The following is a 22417-nucleotide window of genomic DNA, read 5'->3' as shown; positions in this document are numbered from 1 at the left end:
ACCGGCTACACGGCCTGCTGGCCATGTGGGGGAGGGTTTCAACCTATGCGGAGCGCTTCGGGAGGTCCCCGCGTCCTGTTGAGACGGCTCCGCGAAACCATGGCGGAGCAGGTCTCGGCCCAGGAGCGGCTGGACAAGATCGTGGTCCTGATCGCGGCCAACATGGTGGCCGAGGTCTGCTCGGTCTATGTGCTGCGCGTCGATAACACCCTCGAACTCTACGCCACCGAAGGTTTGAATCGCGACGCTGTCCACAGGACGGTGCTGAGCGCCCATGAAGGCCTGGTCGGCCTCGTTTCCAGCGAGGCCACGCCGCTCAACCTGAGCGACGCGCAGAGCCACCCGGCCTTCTCCTACCGCCCCGAGACCGGCGAAGAAATCTACCACTCCTTCCTCGGCGTGCCGATCCTGCGCGCCGGCAACACGCTCGGCGTGCTGGTGGTGCAGAACCGCGCCAAGCGCACTTACGTCGAGGAAGAGGTCGAGGCGCTGCAGACCACCGCCATGGTGCTGGCGGAGATGATCGCCTCCGGCGAATTGGCGGCGCTGGCGCAGCCGGGCGCCGAGCCGGCGGCGCGGCATTCGATGCACAAGACCGGCGCCATCCTGTCCGAGGGCATCGCGCTCGGCCATGTCGTGCTGCACGAGCCGCGCGTCGTCATCACCAACTATATCGCCGAGGACCTGCCGAAGGAGATCAAGCGGCTGGATGCGGCGCTGACCAAGCTGCGCGCCGATCTCGACCGGCTCCTGGAGCGCGGCGACGTCGCCGACGGCGGCGAGCATCGCGACGTGCTGGAAGCCTATCGCATGTTCGCCAACGACCAGGGCTGGTCGCACAAGCTGCATGAGGCGGTTGCCACCGGCCTCACCGCCGAAGCCGCGGTCGAACGCGTGCAGTCCGACACCCGCGCGCGCATGCTGCGCTCGACCGATCCATACTTGCGCGACCGGTTGCACGACCTCGAGGATCTCGGCCATCGCCTGATGCGGCAACTGGTCGGCCAGGACCACGCACCATCACGAGAGCAATTGCCCGACAACGCGATCCTGATCGCCCGCGCGATGGGCCCGGCGGCGCTGCTCGACTATGACCGTAAGCGATTGCGCGGCCTGGTGCTGGAGGAAGGCACCGCCAATTCGCACGTTTCCATCGTGGCACGCGCGCTCGGCATTCCCGCGGTCGGCGAGGTGCCGAACGCGCCCGGCATCGCCGATCCCGGCGACGCCATCATCGTCGACGGCATCTCGGGCGAGATCTACGTCCGCCCATCGTCCGAGATCGAATCCGCCTATGCCGAGCGGGTCCGGTTTCGGGCGCGGCGGCAGGCGCAATATTCGGCGCTGCGCGACAAGCCCTGCGTGACCAAGGACGGCCAGCCGATCGAACTCCTGATCAACGCCGGCCTGACCATCGATCTGCCGCATATCGACGACACTGGCAGCGCCGGCATCGGCCTGTTCCGTACCGAGCTGCAGTTCATGGTAAGCCCGAACCTGCCGCGCTCCAGCGACCAGCTCGCGCTCTATCGTACCGTGCTGGATGCGGCCGGGCCGAAGCCCGTCACCTTCCGCACGCTCGACATTGGCGGCGACAAGGCGCTGCCCTATATGGAGACGGTCGTCGAGGAGAATCCGGCGCTCGGCTGGCGCGCGATCCGGCTGGGCCTCGATCGCCCGGGACTGTTGCGCGGCCAGATCCGTGCGCTTCTGCGCGCTGCCGGCGGCCGCGCGCTGAAGATCATGTTTCCGATGATATCAGACGTTACCGAGTTCGATCAAGCCAAGGCTATTGTCGAGCGGGAACTGACCTATCTGCGCCAGCACGGCCATTCGCTGCCGGAGCGCGTCGATGTCGGCACCATGGTCGAGGTTCCGGCGCTGCTGTACCAGCTCGACGAGCTGCTCAAGCGGGTCGATTTCCTCTCGGTCGGATCGAATGACCTGTTCCAGTTCCTGTTCGCGGTCGACCGCGGCAACGCCAAGGTCTCGGAACGGTTCGATATCCTGTCCGCGCCGATCCTGCGCGCGCTGCGCGACATCGTGCGCAAGGCACAGGCCTGTAAGAAGGTCGCCTCGCTGTGCGGCGAGATGGCATCGAAGCCAATCGGCGCGCTGGCGCTGATCGCGATCGGCTACCGCTCGCTGTCGCTGTCGGCGACCGCGCATGGTCCGGTGAAGGCGATGATCCTCGATCTCGACGCGAAAAAGGCGGAAGCGATGATCAACCCGCTTCTGGACGCGCCGACCGGCAGCGTGTCCATCCGCGAGAAGCTGACGGAATTTGCGGAAGCCGAAGGGCTCACATTGTAGCGACGCTCGCCTCAATGACGCCGCCCTGCCCTTTCCGTAATTTGAGAACGATCCATGCTGCCCGAAGCCAAACTCGATGTCCTGCTCGCCCATCATGCCTCGCTCGAGGCCGAACTGCTCGGCCAGGTGAACTCGGAACGCTATGTCCAGATCACCCGCGAGCTTGCCGAGCTCAATCCGCTGATCGAGGCGGTGAAGGCCTATCGCGCCGCGCGCACGGAGCTCGCCGACACCCAGAGCCTGATCGCCGATCCTGCAACCGAAGCAGACATGCGCGGCATGGCGGAAACCGAGCTCGAGACGCTGCATGCACAGCTTGCCGAGCTCGAGCAACAGATCCGCATCGCGCTGTTGCCGAAGGACGCCATGGACGACCGCAACGTGGTGCTGGAAATCCGCGCCGGCACCGGCGGCGACGAGGCTTCGCTGTTCGCGGGCGACCTGTTCCGCATGTATGAGCGCTTCGCCGCCCTGCAGGGCTGGAAGGTCGAGGTGATCTCGGCGAGCGAAGGCACGGTCGGCGGCTACAAGGAAATCATCGCCGAGGTGCAGGGCCGCGGCGCGTTCGCCAAACTGAAATTCGAATCCGGCGTGCATCGGGTGCAGCGCGTGCCCGATACCGAGACGCAGGGGCGCATCCACACCTCCGCCGCCACGGTGGCCGTGCTGCCGGAGGTCGAGGACGTCGACGTCGACATCAAGAACGAAGACTTACGGATCGAGACCATGCGGGCGCAGGGCGCCGGCGGCCAGCACGTCAACAAGACGGAATCGGCGATCCGCATCACCCATATCCCGACCGGTATCGTGGTGATGATGCAGGACAGCCGCTCGCAGCACAAGAACCGGGCGTCGGCGATGAACATCCTGCGCTCGCGCATCTACGATGCCGAACGCCAGCGCGCGGAGGCGGCGCGCTCGGCCGACCGCAAGGAGAAGGTCGGCTCGGGCGACCGCAGCGAGCGCATCCGCACGTATAATTTCCCGCAAGGGCGCGTCACCGATCACCGCATCAACCTGACGCTCTACAAATTGCCCCAGGTGATCTCGGGCGAAGCGCTCGGCGAATTGATCGACGCGCTGACAACAGAGCATCAGGCCGCTCAGCTCGCCGCGCAAGGCGCGGCTGCCTAATTCTGTCGTCCCTGCGAAAGCATGCGAAAGCAGGGACCCATAACCACAGGGCAGAGTAATGTCCTCAACATTCCACCCGGATTACTCGCGACAACGCAACCGATGGCTCACGCGATAATGAAAGCCGGCGGTTATGGGTCCCTGCTTTCGCAGGGACGACGGTGAGGCTGTGGGCGCTTTTGTCGGTCTCAATGTCGATGCGGCGCGGCGACAACTCGCCGCGCGCCTCAAATCGGCGGCGATCGATTCGGCCGAGCTCGATGCGCGGATGCTACTCGGCGCGGTGCTCCGTCTCGACCTCACCGGCTTGATCACGGCGGCGGGCCGAACGCTCACGGAGAACGAAGCGATTAAGCTCGAAGCGTTCACGCGCCGTCGTCTTGCCGGCGAACCGGTCGCGCGCATCCTCGGGCAAAAGGAATTCTGGGGCCTGCCGCTAAAACTCTCCGCCGCGACATTGGTGCCGCGACCCGACACCGAGACCGTGGTCGAGCTCGCGCTGGAGATTCTCCGCACAGACGGCGCTTTGGAAAAGCCGTTGCGGATCGCCGATCTCGGCACCGGCACGGGCGCGATCCTGCTGGCGCTGCTCTCCGAGCTTCCCGCGGCGACCGGCACCGGCACCGACATCAGCACGGAAGCGCTTAGCACGGCGCATGACAACGCGCTGGCGTTGGGCCTTGGGAATCGCGCGACCTTCATCGCCTGCGACTATGCATCGGGCCTTTCCGGCCGCTTCGACCTGATCGTGTCGAATCCGCCCTATATCCGCTCCGCGGATATAGCTGAGCTTGCGGTCGAAGTGCGCGAGCACGACCCGCTTGCCGCGCTCGATGGCGGCGACGATGGGCTGGATGCCTATCGCGCGCTGATCCCACAGGCAGCCGATCTGCTGGCCCCTGGCGCCGCGCTGGTTGTCGAATCAGGCATCAGGCAGAGCGAGGCAGTTGAAGCTTTGATGACGGCGGCAGGGCTCGTGCCGGCCGGACCGCCGAGGGCCGATCTGGCAGGCATCCCACGGGCGGTAGCGGGCCGCAAATTGCCGCGATAAAGTCCTATTGGAACGCAAAAAAACCTCTTGGAATATCCCCCGGGAACGACTACGTTCCGGTCATGACATCGGTTTGGCCCCGTATCCGTTAACGGGTGAAGACCAGGGTTCTCGCCGAGAGCCCGCCGATCAAAGGTTCCAAAACGCAGGTCTGTTAGAGCGCAATAGCCGGGGCTGTGCTGCTCTCGACCGCCAAGCGAACGAAAGCCTGTATTGCGCTTGAAGACTTACGTCAGAGAACTGGGCTTGCCTCGGCAAGCTGAATAATTGATCCGCAGGCCGACCGGCCGGCGGTTGGGGAACGCGTCTTTGCTCAACGCGATGGTTGGCGAACTTTGGCATTGATCCGAATGGCATCGTGATTCGGTGCGCGCGAACGCGTGCGCCGGTTGGACGGGCAACTTCCACCGCGACGGCAATTTCAACGCTGGTAACTTAGGGCTGGAATAAAAGGCGAGACATGAGAAACGGTCAAAACAACAAGCGGATGCGTAACCGGAATAACAATAACAACAACAACCGGCGTGGTCAGAACCCGTTGACGCGGGTGTTCGAATCGAACGGACCCGACATCAAGATCCGCGGCACCGCTTCCCACGTTGCGGAAAAATACGTTCAGTTGGCGCGCGACGCACGCTCGTCCGGCGATCCGGTCGCCGCCGAGAACTATTATCAGCACGCCGAGCATTACTTCCGCATCATCGCCGCGGCCCAGGAACAGCTTCGGCAGAATCAACAGCAGCCGCCCCGTGTCGACAACGATCCGGCGACCGACGAGGGCGACGATGACGACAGCTATTCAAGCTTCGGGCAGGAGCCCGGCTTCGTGCCGCAGCCGCCCTATGCGCGCGAAAACCATCAGCAGCCCTATCAGCGCGACCAGCAGCAACCGCGAGAGCATCGCGAGCGCGAGCATCGTCCGCAGCCGCAATATCAAGCGCCGCCGCAGAACCAGCCGCAGCCGGTGATCGCGGACAATGGCGGCGTCGACCGCCTGCCGTCCTTCATCACGGGAGGCGCGCAGCCGCAGGTCAATGGCAGTTATGAAGGCAATGGCGGCGGAGAACGCAACGAACGCAGCGAGCGTAGCGAGCGCTTCCCGCGCCGGCGGCGCCGGCCGCATGGTCCGCGCCCCGACGTCGCCGCGCAACCCCAGCCGAGCGAAGACTTCAATCCGGGGAATGAGTAGGACGACAATTCTCCTTCGTCCCTCATCTTCGTCGTCCCGCGAAAGCAGGGACCCATAACCACAGGCAGCTATTGTGGCGCGAGCAAGCGGTTGCAGCGGAGCACACCACAAGCGCCTGTGGTTATGGGTCCCGGGTCCCGGCTACGCCAAGGGGCTTCGCCGCGGCGCGCAAGCCCGGGACGACGGGAGGAGAAGCCGGTCAAATATCACCCGCGCGACGACGACGGCACGAGCACGGGCTGCAGCGACGGGATAAGCCGCGCGCGTTCGCGGTTCGCGGGGATCGCGCGATAGACCTGCTTGGTCGCTTCCACGATGTGGACGCCCGCGAACGGCAATGACAGCGCCGCACCGAGGCGCTCCCACGCCATCGCCCAGCGCAGGAACCAACTGCCCGCGACCGGCGGCATGAACAGCGCCTCACCCCAGGCCGTCGGCGTGAACCAGGTCTGCCGCAGGAGCTGCGTGATCTGCGCCCGCGAATAGGGCCGGCCGTGGCCGAACGGCGTGTTGTCGGTGCGCGTCCATACGCCGCGGCGATTGGGGATCACCGCGATCAGCCGGCCGGACGGCGCCAGCACCCGCCACACTTCGCGGAGCAGCCGCTCCGGATCGTCAGACATCTCCAGCGCGTGCACGAGCAGCACGCGATCGACCGCGGCGTCCGCGAGCGGCATCGAGAATTCGTCGACCAGGGTCGCCAGCGCCGGCCGTCCGGTCGGCCATTTCAGAACCCCTTGTGATGCCGGCATGAACGCGATGCAGCGCTCGCAACCCTCGCGGAACAGGCCGAGATAGGGGGTGGGGTAGCCGAGCCCGAGCACGCGCTGGCCCTCGGCCCCCGGCCATCGCTCGCGAATGCCGCGATTGATCAATTGGCGCGCCACGATGCCCAGGCGCTGCGAATAGAAATCGCGAAGATCAATGACGTCCATGCACCCAACCTAACACGCCGCCCTCACGCCCGTGTTCCCGAAAATTGCATTGTTGCGCGAGCCTTAACGCCATATTTCCCGCGCATATGGGGCGTGCTAGAGCATGATCCGGAAAAGTGGCACCGGCTATCCCTCGCGACAAACGCAAAGCGTTTGCGCGGAGATCATGCTCAAACGGTAACGCCCAGGCCGCTCGCGGGAGATATCATGTCTGCGGAAATCCGTCTCTTCACCTGCCTGACCGACAATTTCGGCTATCTGGTCCATGATCCCGCCACCAAGGCCACCGCCTCGATCGATGCGCCGGAAGCCGGCCCCATCATCGCGGCGCTGGAGCGCGAGGGCTGGAATCTGACCGATATCCTGATCACCCATCATCATCATGACCATGTCGGCGGGGTTGCCGAACTGAAACAGAAATATGGTTGCCGCGTCGTCGCGCCGCACGACAAGACCACGGCGATCGCCAATGTCGACCTGCGCGCCGCCAATGGAGACGTGATCAAGGTCGGCAGCCTGCTGGCGCGGGTGCTGGAGACGCCGGGCCATACGCTCGACCACATCTCCTATGTGTTCGACGGCGAGAAGGCGGTGTTTGCCGCCGACACGTTGTTCTCGATCGGCTGCGGCCGGGTGTTCGAGGGCAACTATCCCATGATGTGGGATTCGCTGTTGAAGCTGCGCGCGCTGCCCGACGATTTCCGCCTCTATTGCGGCCACGAATACACCGCCTCCAACGTCAAGTTCGCGCTGACGGTGGAATCGGACAATCCCGCGCTGAAAGCCCGCGCCGAGGAAGTGACGCGGCTGCGCGCGGCGAACAAGCCGACGGTCCCGACGCTGCTTGGCGAGGAGAAGAAGGCCAACGTGTTCCTGCGCGCCGACGAGCCGGCGGTGGCCGCCAAGCTGCATATGAAGGGCGCCGACGGGGCCCAGGTGTTCGGCGAGTTGCGCGAGCGCAAGAACAAGTCGTGATGCCAAAGCCGACGGCCGCCGAGATCATCGCGCAGCTTGAGCTGAAGCCGCATCCGGAAGGCGGCCATTATCGCGAGACGTTTCGCGATGGCGCAGCAGATGCGGACGGACGGTCACGCTCGACCGCGATCTATTTCCTGCTCGCGCGTGGCGAGCGATCGCATTGGCATCGCGTCGATGCGGTGGAGATCTGGCACTACTATTCAGGCGATGCGCTGACCTTGCGGATCGCCGATGCGAGCGGACAGCGGACTATCCGTCTCGGCCCCGATTTCGCAGCCGGCGAAGTGCCGCAGGCGATCGTGCCGGCGCATGCATGGCAGGCGGCGGAGTGCAGCGGCGACTGGACCCTGGTCGGATGCACCGTCGCGCCGGCGTTCGAATTTGCGAAGTTCGAACTGGCGCCGAAGGGCTGGGAGCCGGAGTAGTTTCCTTGCGTCGACCTCTCCTCCTGTCGTCCCGGGCTTGACCCGGGACCCATAACCACAGGGAGATGTTGTGGCGCGAGCAAGCGGTTGCAGCGAAGCACACGACAACGCCCTGTGGTTATGGGTCCCCGCTTTCGCGGGGACGACGAAGCTACTTACTTCTTCCACATATCCTTCGCGGCGAAGAGGCCGCCGCCGGCGATCAGGATGGCGGCGATGGCGATCGCGGCAGTCGGCTCCGCGAAGCCAGCGAGAATCAGGAACGCAGTGGACAGCAGCGGCGTTGCGTAGGAGGCCGCACCGAGCACACGGATATCGCCACGCTTCATACCGATGTCCCAGGTGAAGAAGGCGGCGCCGACCGGACCGACGCCAAGCGCTGCGATCGCAAGCCATTGCCCAGAGGTCTCGGGCCACACCGTGGTCTCGACCATCCTGTGTACGATCGCAGCGAGCAGCGCGGTGACAAGGCAGAAGCCGGCCACCGCATCCGTCGGCACCGATTTAAGCCAGCGCGACATCACCGAATAGCTCGCCCAGACAAAGGCCGCGACGAACGCCGCGGCAAGGCCGGGAATCTGGCCGGGCGCGAATCCGCCGGTGTCGCCGCCGAACAGCAGCACCGTCCCCACGAGCCCCAGGATGGCGCCGATGATGTGATGCGGCGCGAGCCGTTCGCCTGGCAGGAACGAAGAAAACAGCACGATTAGAAGCGGCCAGAGATAGCTCAACAATCCAGCTTCCGCGGGCGGCGCAAAACGCAGCGCCAGGAAATACAGCGCGTGATAGCCGAACAGGCCACCGACGCCGACGACCCAAGCCGCCAGCGGCTGCTTCAGCGCAGCGAATGCTTCGGGGCGAAAGATGAAGGTCGCGAAAGCAACCAGCGCGCCGATCGCGAACGTCATCGCCGCGAGCTGGAAGGCGGGGATTTTGCCGGTCGCGACCGTGAGCACGGCGAGCAGCGACCACATGATGATCGCGGTCAGGCCGATCAGGGTGGCGGTACGGGGAGTCATCGAAAGGTTTCCGTCACGGCCGGCTTGCCCGTCTTCGCTATCGCTTCGCCGGACTGACACTAGAGTGCCCGGCGAAGCCTCAGCGTAGCCGGGTCCCGGCCATCCACGTCTTCATTGCTGGCGTGCGTTATAAGGACGTGGATGCCCGGGACAAGCCCGGGCATGACGACTCACCGGGATTTGCCGCCGAGGCGAGCGCTTCGCTCACACGTGATATTGTCCGCCGTTCACAGTGAGCGTCGAGCCGGTGATGAAGCCGGCGTCGTCGGCCGCCAAGAACACCACCGCGCGCGCGATCTCCTCGGGCTCACCGAGGCGGTTGACCGGGATCTGCGGGATCACGTTCTTTTCCAAAACATCCTTCGGCACCGCCTGCACCATCTCGGTGTTGATGTAGCCGGGCGCGATCACGTTCACGGTGATGCCGCCCTTGGCGTTCTCAAGTGCCAAGGCCTTGGTGAAGCCGATGTCGCCGGCCTTGGCCGCAGAATAATTGACCTGGCCGAACTGGCCCTTCTGGCCGTTGATCGAGGAGATGTTGACGATGCGGCCGAACTTGCGGGCGCGCATGCCCTCGATCACCTGGCGCGTCATGTTGAAGAGCGAGCCGAGATTGGTGTTGATCACCTCGTTCCACTGCTGCAGCGTCATCTTGTGGAACGCGGTGTCGCGGGTGATGCCGGCATTGTTGACGAGCACGTCGATCGGGCCGACGTCGGCCTCGACCTGCTTGACCCCGGCAGCGCAGGCGTCGAACGAGGCGACGTCCCATTTGTAAACGGGAATGCCGGTCTCCGCCTTGAACTTCTCCGCCGCGGCATCATTGCCGCCATAGGTCGCCGCGACTTTGTAACCGGCCGCCTTCAACGCCTTGCTGATCGCAGCGCCGATGCCTCGCGTGCCTCCCGTTACCAATGCAACACGTGCCATGTCCGTCTCCTCCTTGGCCGCCTTTTGTAAGCCGACATTGTGCCGGTCTTTTGAAATTCAAGTCATGCTTGAAATTCAAGTCATGCTCCAAAATGCAAAATGCCCGGCACGAGACCGGGCATTTTTCTTATCAGCTTGCACTGCGGTTGACAGACGATCTTTTCATCATTCAACCCGGCATGTTGCCTCTTGTTCAGTCGCGTGCGACGCACATCGCGATGCCCATGCCGCCGCCGATGCACAGCGTGGCGAGGCCCTTCTTGGCGTCGCGCTTCTGCATCTCGTGCAGCAGCGTCACAAGGACGCGAGCGCCGGACGCGCCGATCGGGTGACCGATCGCGATCGCGCCACCGTTGACGTTGACCCTGGACGTATCCCAGCCGAGGTCCTTGTTGACGGCGCAGGCCTGCGCCGCGAACGCCTCGTTGGCCTCGATCAGATCGAGATCGCCGATGCTCCAGCCGGCCTTCTTCAGCGCACTGCGAGACGCGGGAATCGGCCCGGTACCCATGATCTTCGGGTCGACACCGGCCTGGCCCCAGGAGACGATGCGCGCGAGCGGCTTCCTGCCTTCCTTGGCCGCCTGCTTGGCGGTCATCAGCACCACGGCGGCGGCGCCGTCATTGATGCCGGACGCGCTGCCGGCGGTCACCGTGCCGTCCTTCTCGAACGCGGGCTTGAGCTTGGCCATTGCGTCGAGCGTGGCGCCGTGGCGCGGATATTCGTCGGCGTCGACCACGACGTCGCCCTTGCGGGTCTTGATGGTGACGGGGACGATCTCTTCCTTGAACCGGCCGGACTTCTGCGCGGCTTCCGCCTTCTGCTGCGAGGAGACGGCGAATTCGTCCTGCTGGGCGCGGGTGATCTGATATTGCCGCGCCACGTTCTCCGCGGTGTTGCCCATGTGGTAGCCGTTGAAGGCGTCCCACAGGCCGTCCTTGATCATGGTGTCGACGAGCTCCAGGCCGCCCATCTTGACGCCGCCGCGCAAGTGCTGCGCGTGCGGGGCCATGCTCATGGATTCCTGGCCGCCGGCGACCACGATCTCGGAGTCGCCATTGACCAGCGCCTGGTAGCCGAGCGCGACCGAGCGCAGGCCCGAGCCGCAGAGCTGGTTGACGCCCCAGGCCGGGCTTTCCACCGGGATGCCGGCGGCGATCGAGGCCTGGCGAGCCGGGTTCTGGCCCTGCGCGGCGGTCAGGATCTGACCCATGATCACCTCGGACACGCGGCCCGGCTCGACGCCCGCACGCTCCAGCGCCGCCTTGATGGCGATGGCGCCGAGGTCGTGGGCGGGGGTGCTGGCGAACGCACCGTTGAAACTGCCGACCGGGGTGCGGGCGGCGCTGACGATGACGACATCGTCTGACATGGGCATCTCCTAGAGCTTGAGGTTTTGGAGCTTGAGGTTGTGGCCTTGGGTAGCTTGGCGACGGGCGGGCGGCCGGACGCGGGCCTATCTTTCCGTCTTATCCTGTTAACCTCCTTGAGGCATGTCAATCGGCCAGACGGGCGAATCCTGCCGCGGCGCACTTAAATTGACCCCGTTGGAGCTTTCCTGAGCAATAACTATGCTTTGGAATTAACCGTGCCGCACAAATCGTTGCCGAGCGGCTTTGAAAATGCTTACCTTTGCTGCGATGCGTGTGCATCAGCCTTGCAGCAATGCTGCAGGGATTCCCTCCTGGTGTTGATGTGTGAGCCCCCATGGCAAAATCAGAACACCCGACCACGATCAAGAAGTACGCCAACCGGCGGCTCTATAATACGGGAACCAGCACTTATGTGACGCTCGAGGATCTCGCCGCGATGGTGAAGGAAGGCGAGGATTTCCTCGTCTACGACGCCAAGACCGGCGACGACATCACCCGATCGGTGTTGGCGCAGATCATCTTCGAGCAGGAGAACAAGGCCGGCCAGAACCTGTTGCCGACCACTTTCCTTCGACAGTTGATCCGCTTCTACGGCGACAGCATGCAGATGGTGGTGCCGAAATATCTCGAGCAGTCGATCGAGACGCTGACCAAAGAGCAGGAGAAATTCCGCAAGCAGATCGCAAGCACGCTGAGCGGAACTCCCTTCGCGCCGCTCGAGGAACAGGTTCGGCGCAACATGGAGCTGTTCCAGCAGACCTTCTCCATGTTCAAGCCATTCGTGCCGCCGCGCACGGGAACCGCAACGCCCGAGCCCGAGAAAGTGCCGGAACCATCGCCGGATGACGACAATATCGACGACCTGCGCCGCCAGATGAAGGAGATGCAGGAGCGCCTCGAGCGGATGTCGCGCGAGACGACAACGACGAAGAAAGAAGAGTGATCTGTGTGGTCCCGGCCTCGAGCCGGGACCATCACCCCAATTGTTGGTGGGTCGCCAGCACTGCGCGGGGACGACAGTCGTGTGCATTGTCCGGGCGTCGTCCACCTCGCTGTCGTCCCGGGCTTGACCCGGGACCCCAACCACAGGACCTGATTTTGTGGCGTGAAGGAGCGGCAGGTTAGTCGCAACAACTGCGCCCTGTGGTTGATGGGTCCCCGCTTTCCGCGGGGACGACGAACTAACCCGCCGCCGGGATCGCCTTGTCCGCCGCGTCCCATGGCCGCTTCGGTGAGGCCAATCCGATCAGGCGGCCCTGGATGTAGTCGCAGCCCCAGTCCCGCAGCATCGCCGCGGACGCTTCATCCTGCACCCATTCCGCCACCGTCTTGATGCCGAGCCGGCGTGCGAGGTCGAGCAGCGTCTGCACGAAGGCGCGGTCGTCGGCGGAATGCGCGATATTCTGCACGAAGGCGCCATCGATCTTCACTATGTCGACGCCGAGCTTGCGCAGGTTGCGGAACGAGGTGTAGCCGGCGCCAAAATCATCGATTGCGATCCGGCTGCCGAAATTCTTCAACCGCGCGACGAAGCCGCGCACCTCGTCGAGATTGTGGATCGCCACCGTCTCCGTGATCTCGACGATCAGCCGCTCGCCGACGCCGGGATGCGCGGCCATCAGCGATTCGATTCCGGAGAGCCAGTCCGGATCCATCGTGGTGTCCGGCGAGATGTTGAGGCTGAGCTGAACTTTTGGCGACGCGGCGAGCTCGGCCACCGCAAGTTCGAGCACACGGTGATCGACCAGCCGGATCAGGCCGAGACGCTCGGCAACGGGCACGATGTCGGGCGCCGACAACGCCCGGCCATCCTCCTGCTGCATGCGCACCAGGCACTCATAGAAAGCCGGCTGCCGCGACTGCACATCGACCACCGGCTCGAACGCCACGACGATACGCCGTTCGTTCAGCGCCGTAACGATCTCGTCGGTGACGCGGATGTTGACGCGGCGCTGGGCATCGCGCTCGACATTCGGCTTCCAAAGCAGGAACGAGCCGGCGCGGCGGCTCTTGGCGGTATCCAGCATCTCCTGGGCACGGTTGATCGCCTCGTCTGCGTTGCGGGCATGTCGCGGCACGCTCACCGCGCCGATCGACGCCGTCACCGAGACGGGGCCTGACCTGGTCGGCACGATCTCCTCGCGGACGGCCGCCAGAAAACGCTCGGCGGCGACATTGGCATCGTCGACGGTGCAGTTGCGCAGAATCAGCCCGAACTTGTTGCCGGAGAATCGCCCGAGCACGTCGCCACCGCGCAGGCGGGCACGGATGCGCTTGCCGATTTCCGCGATCACGGCGTCGGCGACGTCGAAGCCGAAGGCGTCGTTGACGCGCGCCAGATGATCGATGCCGATCAGCATGAAGGCGCAGGACGAGCGGAAGCGCGTCGCCTCCTCGACCGCCTCGGCCAGCGAGGCGATCAGGTGGGTGCGGTTAAGTTCGCCGGTGAGCGGGTCGTGCCGCGACAGCTTCACGAGCTGCTCGTCGCGGGCATGGCGCTCATTGTCGATCCTGATCACACCGTGGGCGCGCACCGGCCGGCCATCTGGTCCGGCAAACCAGCGGCCGGTTTCCTCGATCCAGATCACGGGCACCGAGGTGCTTGCCCGCACGCCGTACTCTATTCGATAGGGCGTGCCTTCGCCGCTGCGCAGCGCCGCGGGTTGGCCGAGCGCATCGGACCGGATCGCACGCGATGGCTCGATCAGCCTTGAAAATGCTGCGCCGCTTGCAAGCGCTTCCGGCGGGAGATCGGGAAAAACCGAGGCCACATTGTCGCTCCAGACGAGCGCATCGGAGGCAATGTCCCAGACGAAGGTCACCTGGCCGAGCGAAGCCAGGATGTCGGCGGCTGGCGGGATGGAGGGCATCTGCTGTCGCCTCGTTTCAGGACACGGCCAAGTGGATACAACTGGACGCACGTGACAGTGGGTAAGTGATTCCAAGCCCGGAGTGTGCCTCTGTTTCCGATCAGACCTTAGGTAAAGTTCATAAATAATCTGGAAACCACGTTTTGCCGCCACCGGGAACAAAAGCCCGTGCGCCGGCATGGTCCTTGCGAGTTCAGGTCCAAGGGGATGCTAGCGTCCCGAAACGTGACAATCGAGCGGGATTGGCGATGCCGGAAGCCGGCGGATCAAGGCAGGTGCGGGAGGGCGAGGTTTTGACTGGCGCCACGGCCACCTCGGTTGAACTCGTCCCGGTGACCAAGACCCTGGACTACGTGTCCAAACGGCCGCTGCCACGGCCTGACGCGGGCTTTGTGACCCAACTGATCGCGACCGCCGCGCTGGCGCCGCAGACCCGTCCGTTGCGACAGGGGACGCCTGCGGACGCACAGTCCGCTTATTCCGCCCGCCCGCAGGAGCGGCGCGGCGTCGCCCGCCGCACGCGCCAGATCATCTGATTCTCGATCAACGCTGTTCGGGTTCAGCGGGCGGATTGCGGTCCGGCTGCAGGTCGGGGGAAGCGACCGCGGGTTGTGACTGCGTCGGCTTTGAATGATCCTGCAATACCGATTCCGCGACCGAGGCCGCCGCCGGCACCGTGCTCGCGGGCGCTGTTGAGGCAACGGGTGGCGCCGGCGAGGGAGCCGGCGGCGGGGCCGGGGCTGCTGGCGCGGGTTGTGGCGGGGGAGCGGGCTCCGGTTCGATTTGCCGCACCCTACTTGCGGAAGCGACCGCCGTGCGGCGGGTGCGGAGCGCAATCCCGGAGATGAAATCCGCCAGTGCCAGCAGCGTCAGCAGGCCATAGGTCGAGGTGCCGAATTTCGGCCACAGGATGAATTCGGCGGCTGCCGCACCGAACACGATCAGCGACAGCAAGTGATCCATCAGGAATTTGGCGCCCGGACGCGCGCCCTTGATGACCTCGAGCAGCAGCAGCAGGATGCCCAGCGCCAGCAGGATGTCGCTCAGCGTTATCGGCCATTCCGCCCCCGACATCAGCATCAGCGTCAGCAGCGGATCGGCGAAGGAAACGCCGGGCATCAGGAAGACGACGATGTTGTAGACCGCGAGCGGAATCAGCAGCAGCGGAAAACCGACCATGCGAGCGAGGCCTTAGCGATGGAAACCAGGAGCGAAACGCCTTCGGGATCACTCTCTACGCGCCGACGCGAACCGTCTTATCGCACTCATTGGCCGATGTCAGGCGGGGCCCAATCAATTGTGATCCCGGCCGTGCAGGTTGCAGAGCCGGAATCCAACTGTCTTCGGGATCAGGATTCTTTCTTCTTCAGAACCTGCCGGCCCTTGTACATGCCGGTCTTGAGGTCGAGGTGGTGCGGGCGACGCAGTTCGCCGGAATCCTTGTCCTCGACATAGGTCGGTTTCTTGATCGCATCCGCCGAGCGGCGCATGCCACGGCGCGACGGCGAGGTTTTTCTTCTGGGAACAGCCATAACGGTCCTCTAGGGGTGTTGCGGAGGCATCGTCCGAAATGAAGGACGCGCGTCAAAAGCGAGCTGCGATGCCGATAAGGCCGCGCTTATAGAGGAAGCGATGGCGTAAAGCTAGGGCCTGACGCGGTCAGATTGGTTCTCTTTAAAGGTTTGGGTGGCCGTTTTCAGGCCAGCCTCTAGTGCCTCCACAAAGCGCCGCTTGGTCTCGCGCTCCGAATGTGAGCCGTCTTGTCTTGACTTATCCTGTGGGCGTTTCAAGTAAGTCCTTGAAATAATTATCTCACGGAATCCTTGCACATTTCCAATGATTTAGCTATACAGAGGGCCGTGACGCGGCACCGGTGGTCAGACCGGCACCACGCCACGGCTACTTTATGGTGGTTGCATGGCAACCTCCTAGGATACCGGGGCTTACCGCGACCGCCCCGGGCCTCGCCGCGTAGCTTCGGGCTCCTCACCCTCGGCTTCACCCCCTGCGCCAGTGTCGCGGCCTGATGCAGGCGGTATTCCAGACGGCGGCCCTTGGCCGCCGTTGTCGTTTAATTCAGCCCCGGCAAGTTGATGTCCCGACCGATGACGGGAGACGTGTCTTCAGCGGGTAACGGTTCGCCTGCAAGCCACCATCCACGCTTGGTGGATTCCAACTCGGGGCAATGGCCAAGATTCGCGCTCAGAGCCTGATTCGGGTTCTTTCCGCCAAGCACGACTCCCACCTCAGCAAGCAGCTTAATTAGCTCTCCCAACGGTATGGGACGACGCTTCTCGCGAATGAGCCTTATCGATTCGGTCTTCGACCGCGAGGTGGTGCTGTTCGGATCGGCGGCCTTGCCGCCTCGCTTGGGGGAATCAGGAGCCGGCTGTTGGGGATTCACCGTAAGCCAAGGCGCGCCAATCACTGGCGACCCGGCCGCGAGATTGGCGGGTTTGATGTCAATTTGCCAGCCCTGCTCTGCCGCCATGCTCACCAGCTTCTCGGCGGCGCGCTCCATCTCCTCGGCCGCCTTAAGATCGGCGAGGGCTTTGGCCTTCATCTCAGCCGCAAGTTTGCGGGGGTCCATTGCTCTGAGTCCAAGTGAATCTCTGAGTGAGCTATAGATGAGTTCCGTTGATTCACCAAGACCCATTCACCCATCAAAAGCGCTTTTGCGGGGAAAAACTGAATATAGGTCGAACAATCGGAACATTCCGGCAACAAAATATCCCAATCCTCAATGCCCAATGTATGAGCTGATATTTAAGCTCCAATGAGCTTAGGAACAAACCATGATCATCAGCTAGTGGTTCCGCACGCAGGGGCAGCAGGGAAGCGAGGACGGCGCCGGCAGGAAGTGAGACTGGCCAATGCAGCAGATTCAGAACCCGCGATTTTCGCTCCAGCAGCGCTGAACAGCGCTGGCACGGGCCATGTAGGTGGCGCTGAGGCGGCGGACGCCGGGACCAGGATTGCGGGCGCTGCGCCTGACAGGGTTGGGCAGGATCGCCGCCAGCAGCCCCGCCTCGCGCGGCGACAGGGTCGCCGCCGAATGGCCGAAGGCATATTGCGACCCCGCCTCGGCCCCGAATTGGCCGGACGGGCCGAGCTCGGCGATGTTGAGATAGATTTCCAGGATTCGCTGCTTCGGCAGCACGAAATCGATCCACATGGCCAGCGGCAGTTCCAGCGCCTTGCGGATCACGCTGCGGCCCGGCCACAGGAACAGGTTCTTGGCGACCTGCTGGGTGATGGTCGAGCCGCCCCGGCTCGGCTCGCCGTCCTCCGCGTCATCGATCGCATCCTGCAGCGCGTCCCAGTCGATGCCGCGATGACTGCAGAATCTCGAATCCTCCGATCCCACCACTGAGCGGGCGAGATAGGGCGAGATCGCGTTGAAATCGACCCATTGCCGGGTGACTGGCGCGCCCTTCAGGGTGCGCCAGGCCATCAGCGTCGAGACCGGATGGCCGGACCGGTAAAGCGGCATCAGCACGTAGGGCACGAGCAGCACGGCCACCAGCAGCAGCAAAAGGATCCGGACGATGCGCAAATTGGAGGTTCCGGCTGAGAGCGGGTCGGCGCGGCCGGCAAAATTGGCCGGTTTCGGGTGAGATTTCGCGACAATTGGCGGTTTTTCCAGCGCTTTTAAGGCACTTCCGGGCGCCCGGCGGAATTGACGAAGCCGGTGCCATCAACGATTGTCCGCCCCCGGAATACGACCTGGAGCAATTCTTAATGACGACCGGTACTGCAGAATTCGCCAAGCGGCTGGACCAGACCGCTGACGATACCGAGGCCCTGCTGGCGAAACTCTTGGCCGACACCGTGGAGCAGGACGAGATCGTCCGCCCGAAACGGCTGATCGAGGCCATGCGCTATTCGAGCCTTGGCGGCGGCAAGCGCCTGCGGCCGTTTTTGGTGGTTGAGAGTGCCGCCGTATTCGGCGTGCCGCGCGCCGCCGCCCTGATGGCAGGCGCCGCGCTCGAATGCATCCACTGCTACTCCCTGATCCATGACGACCTGCCGGCGATGGACAACAGCGATCTGCGCCGCGGCCGCCCCACCCTCCACAAGGCCTATGACGATGCGACCGCGATCCTTGCCGGCGACGCGCTGCTGACGATCGCCTTCGACATCATCACGCGCGACGAAATCCATCGCGATGCCGGCGTCAGGCTGGCACTGACCCGGGCGCTGGCGCGCGCCTCCGGGGTCGGCGGCATGGCGGGCGGACAGATGCTCGACCTTGCCGGCGAAGGCCGGTTCGGCGACCGCGAGCCAGTGGACGTGGCGCGGCTGCAGCAGATGAAGACCGGTGCGCTGCTCCGCTTCGGCTGCATCGCCGGCGCCATCCTCGGCCAGTCCTCCGAGAAAGAATATCAGGCGCTCGACGATTTCGGCCGCGCGCTCGGCGAAGCCTTCCAGATCGCCGACGACCTGCTCGACGTCGAGGGCGATGCTGCCGCGCTCGGCAAGCAGACCGGCCAGGACGCGGCGCTCGGCAAGACCACTTTCGTCACCCAGCTCGGCATCGAGGGCGCCAAGCAGCGCGTCCGTGATCTCCTGGCCCGCGCCGATTCCGCTTTGTCGGTGTTCGGACCGAAGGGCGAGGTGCTGCGCGCGGCGGCGCGGTTCGTCGCGGAGCGCAGGAATTAGGGTGCCAATCAGATTGGATCGGCTGGCCGAGACGACGCTGCGCTCCCTCTCCCGCTTGCGGGCAGGGCTATTGCATATAGCTGTTGGTGGCTGTGAACGAGGCGGGCCTCATGGTTCGAGACGCGCCGCAAGCGGCGCTCCTCACCATGAGGGTCTAAGATCGATCCCGCCGCGAATCAGACCTCATCCTGAGGAGCCCGCCAAAGGCGGGCGTCTCGAAGGATGGGCCGCGAAGGGATCGCCCACCAAGTGCTATTTCATATGCGATAACCCTGCGCTTGCGGGGGAGGTGAACGAGTTCGCGGCCTGACCGTTACAATCAAATAGACCGAAGTGGGCCGGACGAATGAGCAAGGAATTCGAGGAACGCCTTGTTCGCTTCCGGAAACTGCCGAAGGCCGTCCGCGTGGTGTATTCGCGGCCGCGCATCTTCATCGCGATCGCGGTCGGCATCGCCGCGTTCTTCCTCTTGCCTCAGGCACTGCGCCCGGTGACGCGGCTCCTGATCGGCTGGGACATCTTCGTCGCGCTGTATCTCGCCCTCGCCTTCATGATGATGCTCCAATGCAGCATCGCTTACATCAGGCGAAACGCGATCCTGCAGGACGACGGCCGGTTCCTGATCCTGCTTGTGACCGCGCTCGGCGCCTTCGCGAGCCTCGCCGCCATTGTCTTCGAGCTCGGCGCCTCCAAGAGCAGCCCGGAGGCGCTGACGCTCGCGATCGTCACGATCGCGTTGTCCTGGGCGCTGGTTCACACCGCGTTTTCGCTACACTATGCGCACGAATATTATCGCGGCAAGGAACCCGGCGGCCTGCAGTTTCCCAGCGGCAAGGAACATGTCGAGGCCGACTATTGGGATTTTGTCTACTTCTCGTTCGTGATCGGCATGACCGCGCAGGTCTCCGATGTCGGCATCACCGACAGGATCATCCGCCGCACCGCAACCGTGCACGGCATCGTCTCCTTCGTGTTCAACACGGCACTGTTGGCGTTGATGGTCAATATCGCGGCGAGCGCGATCTAGTTGCAAACCTGAACGTTGCCGCCGCCGCCCTCGTATGGGCCTCCTTGCGCGGTGGTGCGGAATTCGAGGTGGCAGCCGCGCGCGACCGGGCGGCAGCCGCCGCGATCGCAGACCACTTGGCCTCCGCCACCGCCGCCCGAAGAGGCGAGCGGCCGCCGTTCGCGCGTTGGCCGCTCGGCGCCCTCGCGCCGCGCCGGCCGATCGTCGGAATCGCGCTTGGCGACCGGCTTCTTCTCGCGCCGCTTCTCGCACTCATTATGGTCGTTGAGGAACGAGCCTTCGCCGCAGACGATCCGGGTGCAGTGGTCGCCATCGACCTTATAGCCGTGCTCGCAGACGAGCGGGCAGACGCGCGAGGATTTCAGCTTGATGGCATCAAGCGTATCGACATTGGCCACCTTGGTGTCGAGCCTGGTTCCGGCATAGCGATTGAACAGCGTCAGCGAGCGCCGCGAGGCGGCGTTCCACTCGCCATCGGCGGCACCGGCAAGGCAGCCGACCCGGCGCAGCTCCGTCTGCACAGATTTGGTAACGTCAACTTGCGGTGAGCCGGCACTCAGCGCGGCGACATTCACCGCTTTATCCTTATCGCCAGGCGCTGCCGCGGGCGCAGCGGCCGTCTGATCCGCGGCACGCTTGTCGGCTGCGGCCTTATCGGCGGCGACCTTGTCGGAGGCGACCTTGTCGGCCAGTGCCTTTTCGGCAGCGAGCCGCTTCTGTTCGGCGACCGCCGCCTGCTCCTGCGCGACCTGCTTGGCCTTTTCAGCGGCGATGCGCGCCTGTTCGGCTGCTTTGGCGTCGGCGGCCGCCTTGGCCTGCTGCGCCTTCTGGGCACCTTCGGCGGCAAGCCGAGCCCGCTCCTGCTCCGCCGCCCGCGCCTTCTCCGTGGCGGCGACGCGGGCTTCCTCGGCGGCGATCTTCTCGAGCTGGAGCTTGGCGAGGCTCGCATAGAAGCCATCAGGGTATTGCGCCAGGAAGGCGTTGAGCGCGCTCTTGTTGCCCACCTGCAGCGCCAGCTCGTAGTCGCGGCGGATGTCGGCCTGCGGGCTCGGTGCGGGCGCGGCAGGAGCCGCCACCTTGGCCGGCGCCGGCACCAGCGGCACGTCCTCGCCGCCGAGCGAGCCGTAGACGAACGGCTCCTGGCGGTTATTGGTCGACTTCAGCACGTCGTCGCGGACGTAGCCGAATGCGCGCCGCACATCGAGCCCGGGCGTCGTCAGGTGTTTCGAGAGCGCCGACGTGAAGGGGCTGTTGTTGCCGTCGCCGTCGGCGGCGGTGGAGCCGGCCTTGGCGGAATAGGCGATCAGCACGTTCGGGCTGGTCGGCTCGACCTTGGCGAGGCCCTGCCCGATCGCGCGGGACGCCACCGTGCGCTTCATGGTCTTGGCAAAGGGATTGTCGCGGCAGGCGTCGAGGATGACGAGCCGCAGTTTCTTGGCCGGCTCGATCGCGATCAGAACACGGTCGAGCGAAAACGCTTCGTCGTAAACGTCGGTGTCGCGTTCCAGCCTGGCATCGACCGGAATGAGGTAGTTGCCGCCGTCGACCTCGATGCCATGGCCGGCGTAGTAGACCACGGCGATGTCGGCATCGCGGGTACGATCGGCAAAGTCGCGCAGCACGCGGCGGGTCGCGACCGCCGGAAGATTGCGGCGGAAATCCACCACGTCGAAACCGGCGTCCTTCAGCGTCGCTGCGATCAGCGCGCCGTCATTGATGGGGTTGGGGAGCGGTGCGACGTTCTGATAGGCGGAATTGCTGAGCACCAGCGCAACGCGCTTCTCGGCGAAGGCCGGCTGGCACATCAAAAGGAGGAACAGCGCCAGAACCAGGCGATGCAATCCTGGAAATCCAATCGATTTCATTACCGCACCTTCAAAAAAAAGCCTGTTCCGCATGATAGCAGAACCTATCAGAAGCCGAGGCGGGGTTTGGTGAGCCAGGTCACGAAGGAGACCGCACCATCCGATAAGCTTTAGTACCGTGGGACCAATGATGGTTCGGCCCACCAAGGCCGTAGCCCGGTGAAACGCCAGCGTAACCCGGGACCGCTCGTAACCGTCGATCAAGGTGTCCCGGTTGCGCGTTCCGCTCCGCCCGGGCTACCAACAAATGATCCGTGGGAGGAACAAACCATGAGCCAAGACCGATCAACCGTCGAAGCCGTCGTGCAGAACTATTTCGACGGCCTCTATGAGGGCGACGCCGACAAGCTCGGCGCGATCTTTCACCCCTCCGCCGACCTGCGCTGGCTGGAAAAGGGCGAGCTGCAGGTGCTGACAGTGCCTGATTGGCTCGACCGGGTGCGCAAGCGGCCGTCGGCGAAGGCGGAGGGCAAGCCGCGCGAGGATTTCATCGTCACCATCGACCGCTCCGACGACGCCACCGCCTTCATCAAGGTCCGCTGCCAATTGCCGCCACGCTATTTCACCGACTATCTGGTGGCGATGAAGCTGAAGGACGGCTGGCAGATCGTCTCCAAATCCTATCGCTACGACCTGCGCGAGTAGG

The 22417-nt window shown here is 64.4% G+C and carries 21 protein-coding genes; 11 read left to right on the top strand and 10 right to left on the bottom strand.

Annotation, left to right across the window (positions count from 1 at the left end):
- The first annotated feature begins 45 nt into the window (after nucleotides 1-45).
- The 4 genes from ptsP (at nucleotide 46) to ACVJGD_RS30535 (ending at nucleotide 5687) form a co-directional block, all read left to right on the top strand.
- On the top strand, nucleotides 46-2313 hold the full coding sequence (ptsP, locus tag ACVJGD_RS30550) for a phosphoenolpyruvate--protein phosphotransferase (RefSeq protein ID WP_456637703.1): 2268 nt from the start codon (nucleotides 46-48) through the stop codon (nucleotides 2311-2313).
- 54 nt (nucleotides 2314-2367) lie between these two features.
- Nucleotides 2368-3447 (top strand): peptide chain release factor 1, encoded by a 1080-nt coding sequence (gene prfA, locus ACVJGD_RS30545; protein ID WP_456637702.1) that lies wholly within the window; start codon nucleotides 2368-2370, stop codon nucleotides 3445-3447.
- A 133-nt stretch (nucleotides 3448-3580) separates the two neighbouring features.
- The gene (gene prmC / locus ACVJGD_RS30540; protein WP_456637701.1) at nucleotides 3581-4498 is read left to right on the top strand and encodes a peptide chain release factor N(5)-glutamine methyltransferase; all 918 of its coding nucleotides are present in this window, start codon (nucleotides 3581-3583) and stop codon (nucleotides 4496-4498) included.
- A 460-nt stretch (nucleotides 4499-4958) separates the two neighbouring features.
- The gene (locus ACVJGD_RS30535; RefSeq protein ID WP_456637700.1) at nucleotides 4959-5687 is read left to right on the top strand and encodes a DUF4167 domain-containing protein; all 729 of its coding nucleotides are present in this window, start codon (nucleotides 4959-4961) and stop codon (nucleotides 5685-5687) included.
- Between the two features lie 206 nt (nucleotides 5688-5893).
- Here ACVJGD_RS30535 and ACVJGD_RS30530 read toward each other — a convergent pair whose 3' ends face one another.
- The gene (locus ACVJGD_RS30530; RefSeq protein WP_454616085.1) at nucleotides 5894-6622 is read right to left on the bottom strand and encodes a methyltransferase domain-containing protein; all 729 of its coding nucleotides are present in this window, start codon (nucleotides 6620-6622) and stop codon (nucleotides 5894-5896) included.
- A gap of 207 nt (nucleotides 6623-6829) precedes the next feature.
- Here ACVJGD_RS30530 and gloB point away from each other — a divergent pair, with 207 nt between their 5' ends.
- Nucleotides 6830-7597: a hydroxyacylglutathione hydrolase gene (gloB, locus tag ACVJGD_RS30525; RefSeq protein WP_456637699.1), complete on the top strand. Its 768-nt coding sequence runs from the start codon at nucleotides 6830-6832 to the stop codon at nucleotides 7595-7597.
- Entirely contained in the window at nucleotides 7597-8025 is a 429-nt protein-coding gene (locus ACVJGD_RS30520) for a cupin domain-containing protein (RefSeq protein WP_456637698.1), read from the top strand. Before gloB ends, ACVJGD_RS30520 begins: the two co-directional genes overlap by 1 nt.
- Before the next feature lie 155 nt (nucleotides 8026-8180).
- Here ACVJGD_RS30520 and yddG read toward each other — a convergent pair whose 3' ends face one another.
- The 3 genes from yddG to ACVJGD_RS30505 form a co-directional block, all read right to left on the bottom strand.
- The gene (yddG, locus tag ACVJGD_RS30515; protein WP_456637697.1) at nucleotides 8181-9044 is read right to left on the bottom strand and encodes an aromatic amino acid exporter YddG; all 864 of its coding nucleotides are present in this window, start codon (nucleotides 9042-9044) and stop codon (nucleotides 8181-8183) included.
- 204 nt (nucleotides 9045-9248) lie between these two features.
- Nucleotides 9249-9974 (bottom strand): acetoacetyl-CoA reductase, encoded by a 726-nt coding sequence (gene phbB / locus ACVJGD_RS30510; RefSeq protein ID WP_456637696.1) that lies wholly within the window; start codon nucleotides 9972-9974, stop codon nucleotides 9249-9251.
- A 193-nt stretch (nucleotides 9975-10167) separates the two neighbouring features.
- On the bottom strand, nucleotides 10168-11346 hold the full coding sequence (locus ACVJGD_RS30505) for an acetyl-CoA C-acetyltransferase (RefSeq protein ID WP_456637695.1): 1179 nt from the start codon (nucleotides 11344-11346) through the stop codon (nucleotides 10168-10170).
- A 335-nt stretch (nucleotides 11347-11681) separates the two neighbouring features.
- On the opposite strand from ACVJGD_RS30505, the gene phaR reads away from it, so the two are divergent.
- The gene (gene phaR / locus ACVJGD_RS30500) at nucleotides 11682-12290 is read left to right on the top strand and encodes a polyhydroxyalkanoate synthesis repressor PhaR (protein ID WP_456637694.1); all 609 of its coding nucleotides are present in this window, start codon (nucleotides 11682-11684) and stop codon (nucleotides 12288-12290) included.
- 238 nt (nucleotides 12291-12528) lie between these two features.
- Here the strand turns inward: phaR and ACVJGD_RS30495 are convergent, their stop codons facing one another.
- Nucleotides 12529-14217, bottom strand: coding sequence for a putative bifunctional diguanylate cyclase/phosphodiesterase (locus ACVJGD_RS30495; protein ID WP_456637693.1), 1689 nt, complete (start codon nucleotides 14215-14217; stop codon nucleotides 12529-12531).
- Between the two features lie 248 nt (nucleotides 14218-14465).
- Here ACVJGD_RS30495 and ACVJGD_RS30490 point away from each other — a divergent pair, with 248 nt between their 5' ends.
- Nucleotides 14466-14753: a hypothetical protein gene (locus tag ACVJGD_RS30490; protein ID WP_456637692.1), complete on the top strand. Its 288-nt coding sequence runs from the start codon at nucleotides 14466-14468 to the stop codon at nucleotides 14751-14753.
- Between the two features lie 7 nt (nucleotides 14754-14760).
- On the opposite strand, the gene ACVJGD_RS30485 is transcribed toward ACVJGD_RS30490, so the two are convergent.
- The 4 genes from ACVJGD_RS30485 to mtgA form a co-directional block, all read right to left on the bottom strand.
- Nucleotides 14761-15396 carry a hypothetical protein gene (locus ACVJGD_RS30485; protein ID WP_456637691.1) on the bottom strand — a complete coding sequence of 212 codons (636 nt, stop codon included), beginning with the start codon at nucleotides 15394-15396 and terminating at the stop codon, nucleotides 14761-14763.
- A gap of 170 nt (nucleotides 15397-15566) precedes the next feature.
- The gene (gene rpmF, locus ACVJGD_RS30480; RefSeq protein WP_007598106.1) at nucleotides 15567-15749 is read right to left on the bottom strand and encodes a 50S ribosomal protein L32; all 183 of its coding nucleotides are present in this window, start codon (nucleotides 15747-15749) and stop codon (nucleotides 15567-15569) included.
- 539 nt (nucleotides 15750-16288) lie between these two features.
- Nucleotides 16289-16807: a hypothetical protein gene (locus ACVJGD_RS30475; protein ID WP_456637690.1), complete on the bottom strand. Its 519-nt coding sequence runs from the start codon at nucleotides 16805-16807 to the stop codon at nucleotides 16289-16291.
- A 294-nt stretch (nucleotides 16808-17101) separates the two neighbouring features.
- Nucleotides 17102-17773 carry a monofunctional biosynthetic peptidoglycan transglycosylase gene (mtgA, locus tag ACVJGD_RS30470; RefSeq protein ID WP_456637689.1) on the bottom strand — a complete coding sequence of 224 codons (672 nt, stop codon included), beginning with the start codon at nucleotides 17771-17773 and terminating at the stop codon, nucleotides 17102-17104.
- 185 nt (nucleotides 17774-17958) lie between these two features.
- Between mtgA and ACVJGD_RS30465 the strand changes: the two genes are divergently transcribed.
- Both ACVJGD_RS30465 and ACVJGD_RS30460 read left to right on the top strand, forming a co-directional pair.
- A complete protein-coding gene (locus ACVJGD_RS30465) occupies nucleotides 17959-18879 on the top strand; it encodes a polyprenyl synthetase family protein (RefSeq protein ID WP_456637688.1) in 921 nt (306 codons plus the stop codon).
- Nucleotides 18880-19225: 346 nt separating this feature from the next.
- The gene (locus ACVJGD_RS30460; RefSeq protein WP_456637687.1) at nucleotides 19226-19906 is read left to right on the top strand and encodes a DUF1345 domain-containing protein; all 681 of its coding nucleotides are present in this window, start codon (nucleotides 19226-19228) and stop codon (nucleotides 19904-19906) included.
- Here ACVJGD_RS30460 and ACVJGD_RS30455 read toward each other — a convergent pair.
- Entirely contained in the window at nucleotides 19903-21771 is a 1869-nt protein-coding gene (locus ACVJGD_RS30455) for a caspase family protein (RefSeq protein WP_456637686.1), read from the bottom strand. The two genes, ACVJGD_RS30460 and ACVJGD_RS30455, sit on opposite strands and share 4 nt — an antisense overlap.
- Before the next feature lie 270 nt (nucleotides 21772-22041).
- On the opposite strand from ACVJGD_RS30455, the gene ACVJGD_RS30450 reads away from it, so the two are divergent.
- On the top strand, nucleotides 22042-22416 hold the full coding sequence (locus ACVJGD_RS30450; RefSeq protein ID WP_454616073.1) for a nuclear transport factor 2 family protein: 375 nt from the start codon (nucleotides 22042-22044) through the stop codon (nucleotides 22414-22416).
- The last annotated feature ends 1 nt before the right edge of the window (nucleotide 22417 follow it).

The organism is Bradyrhizobium sp. USDA 10063, assembly GCF_054063735.1.
The sequence above is the reverse complement of the archived record's forward strand: the minus strand, read 5'-3'. Positions and strand labels throughout refer to the sequence as shown.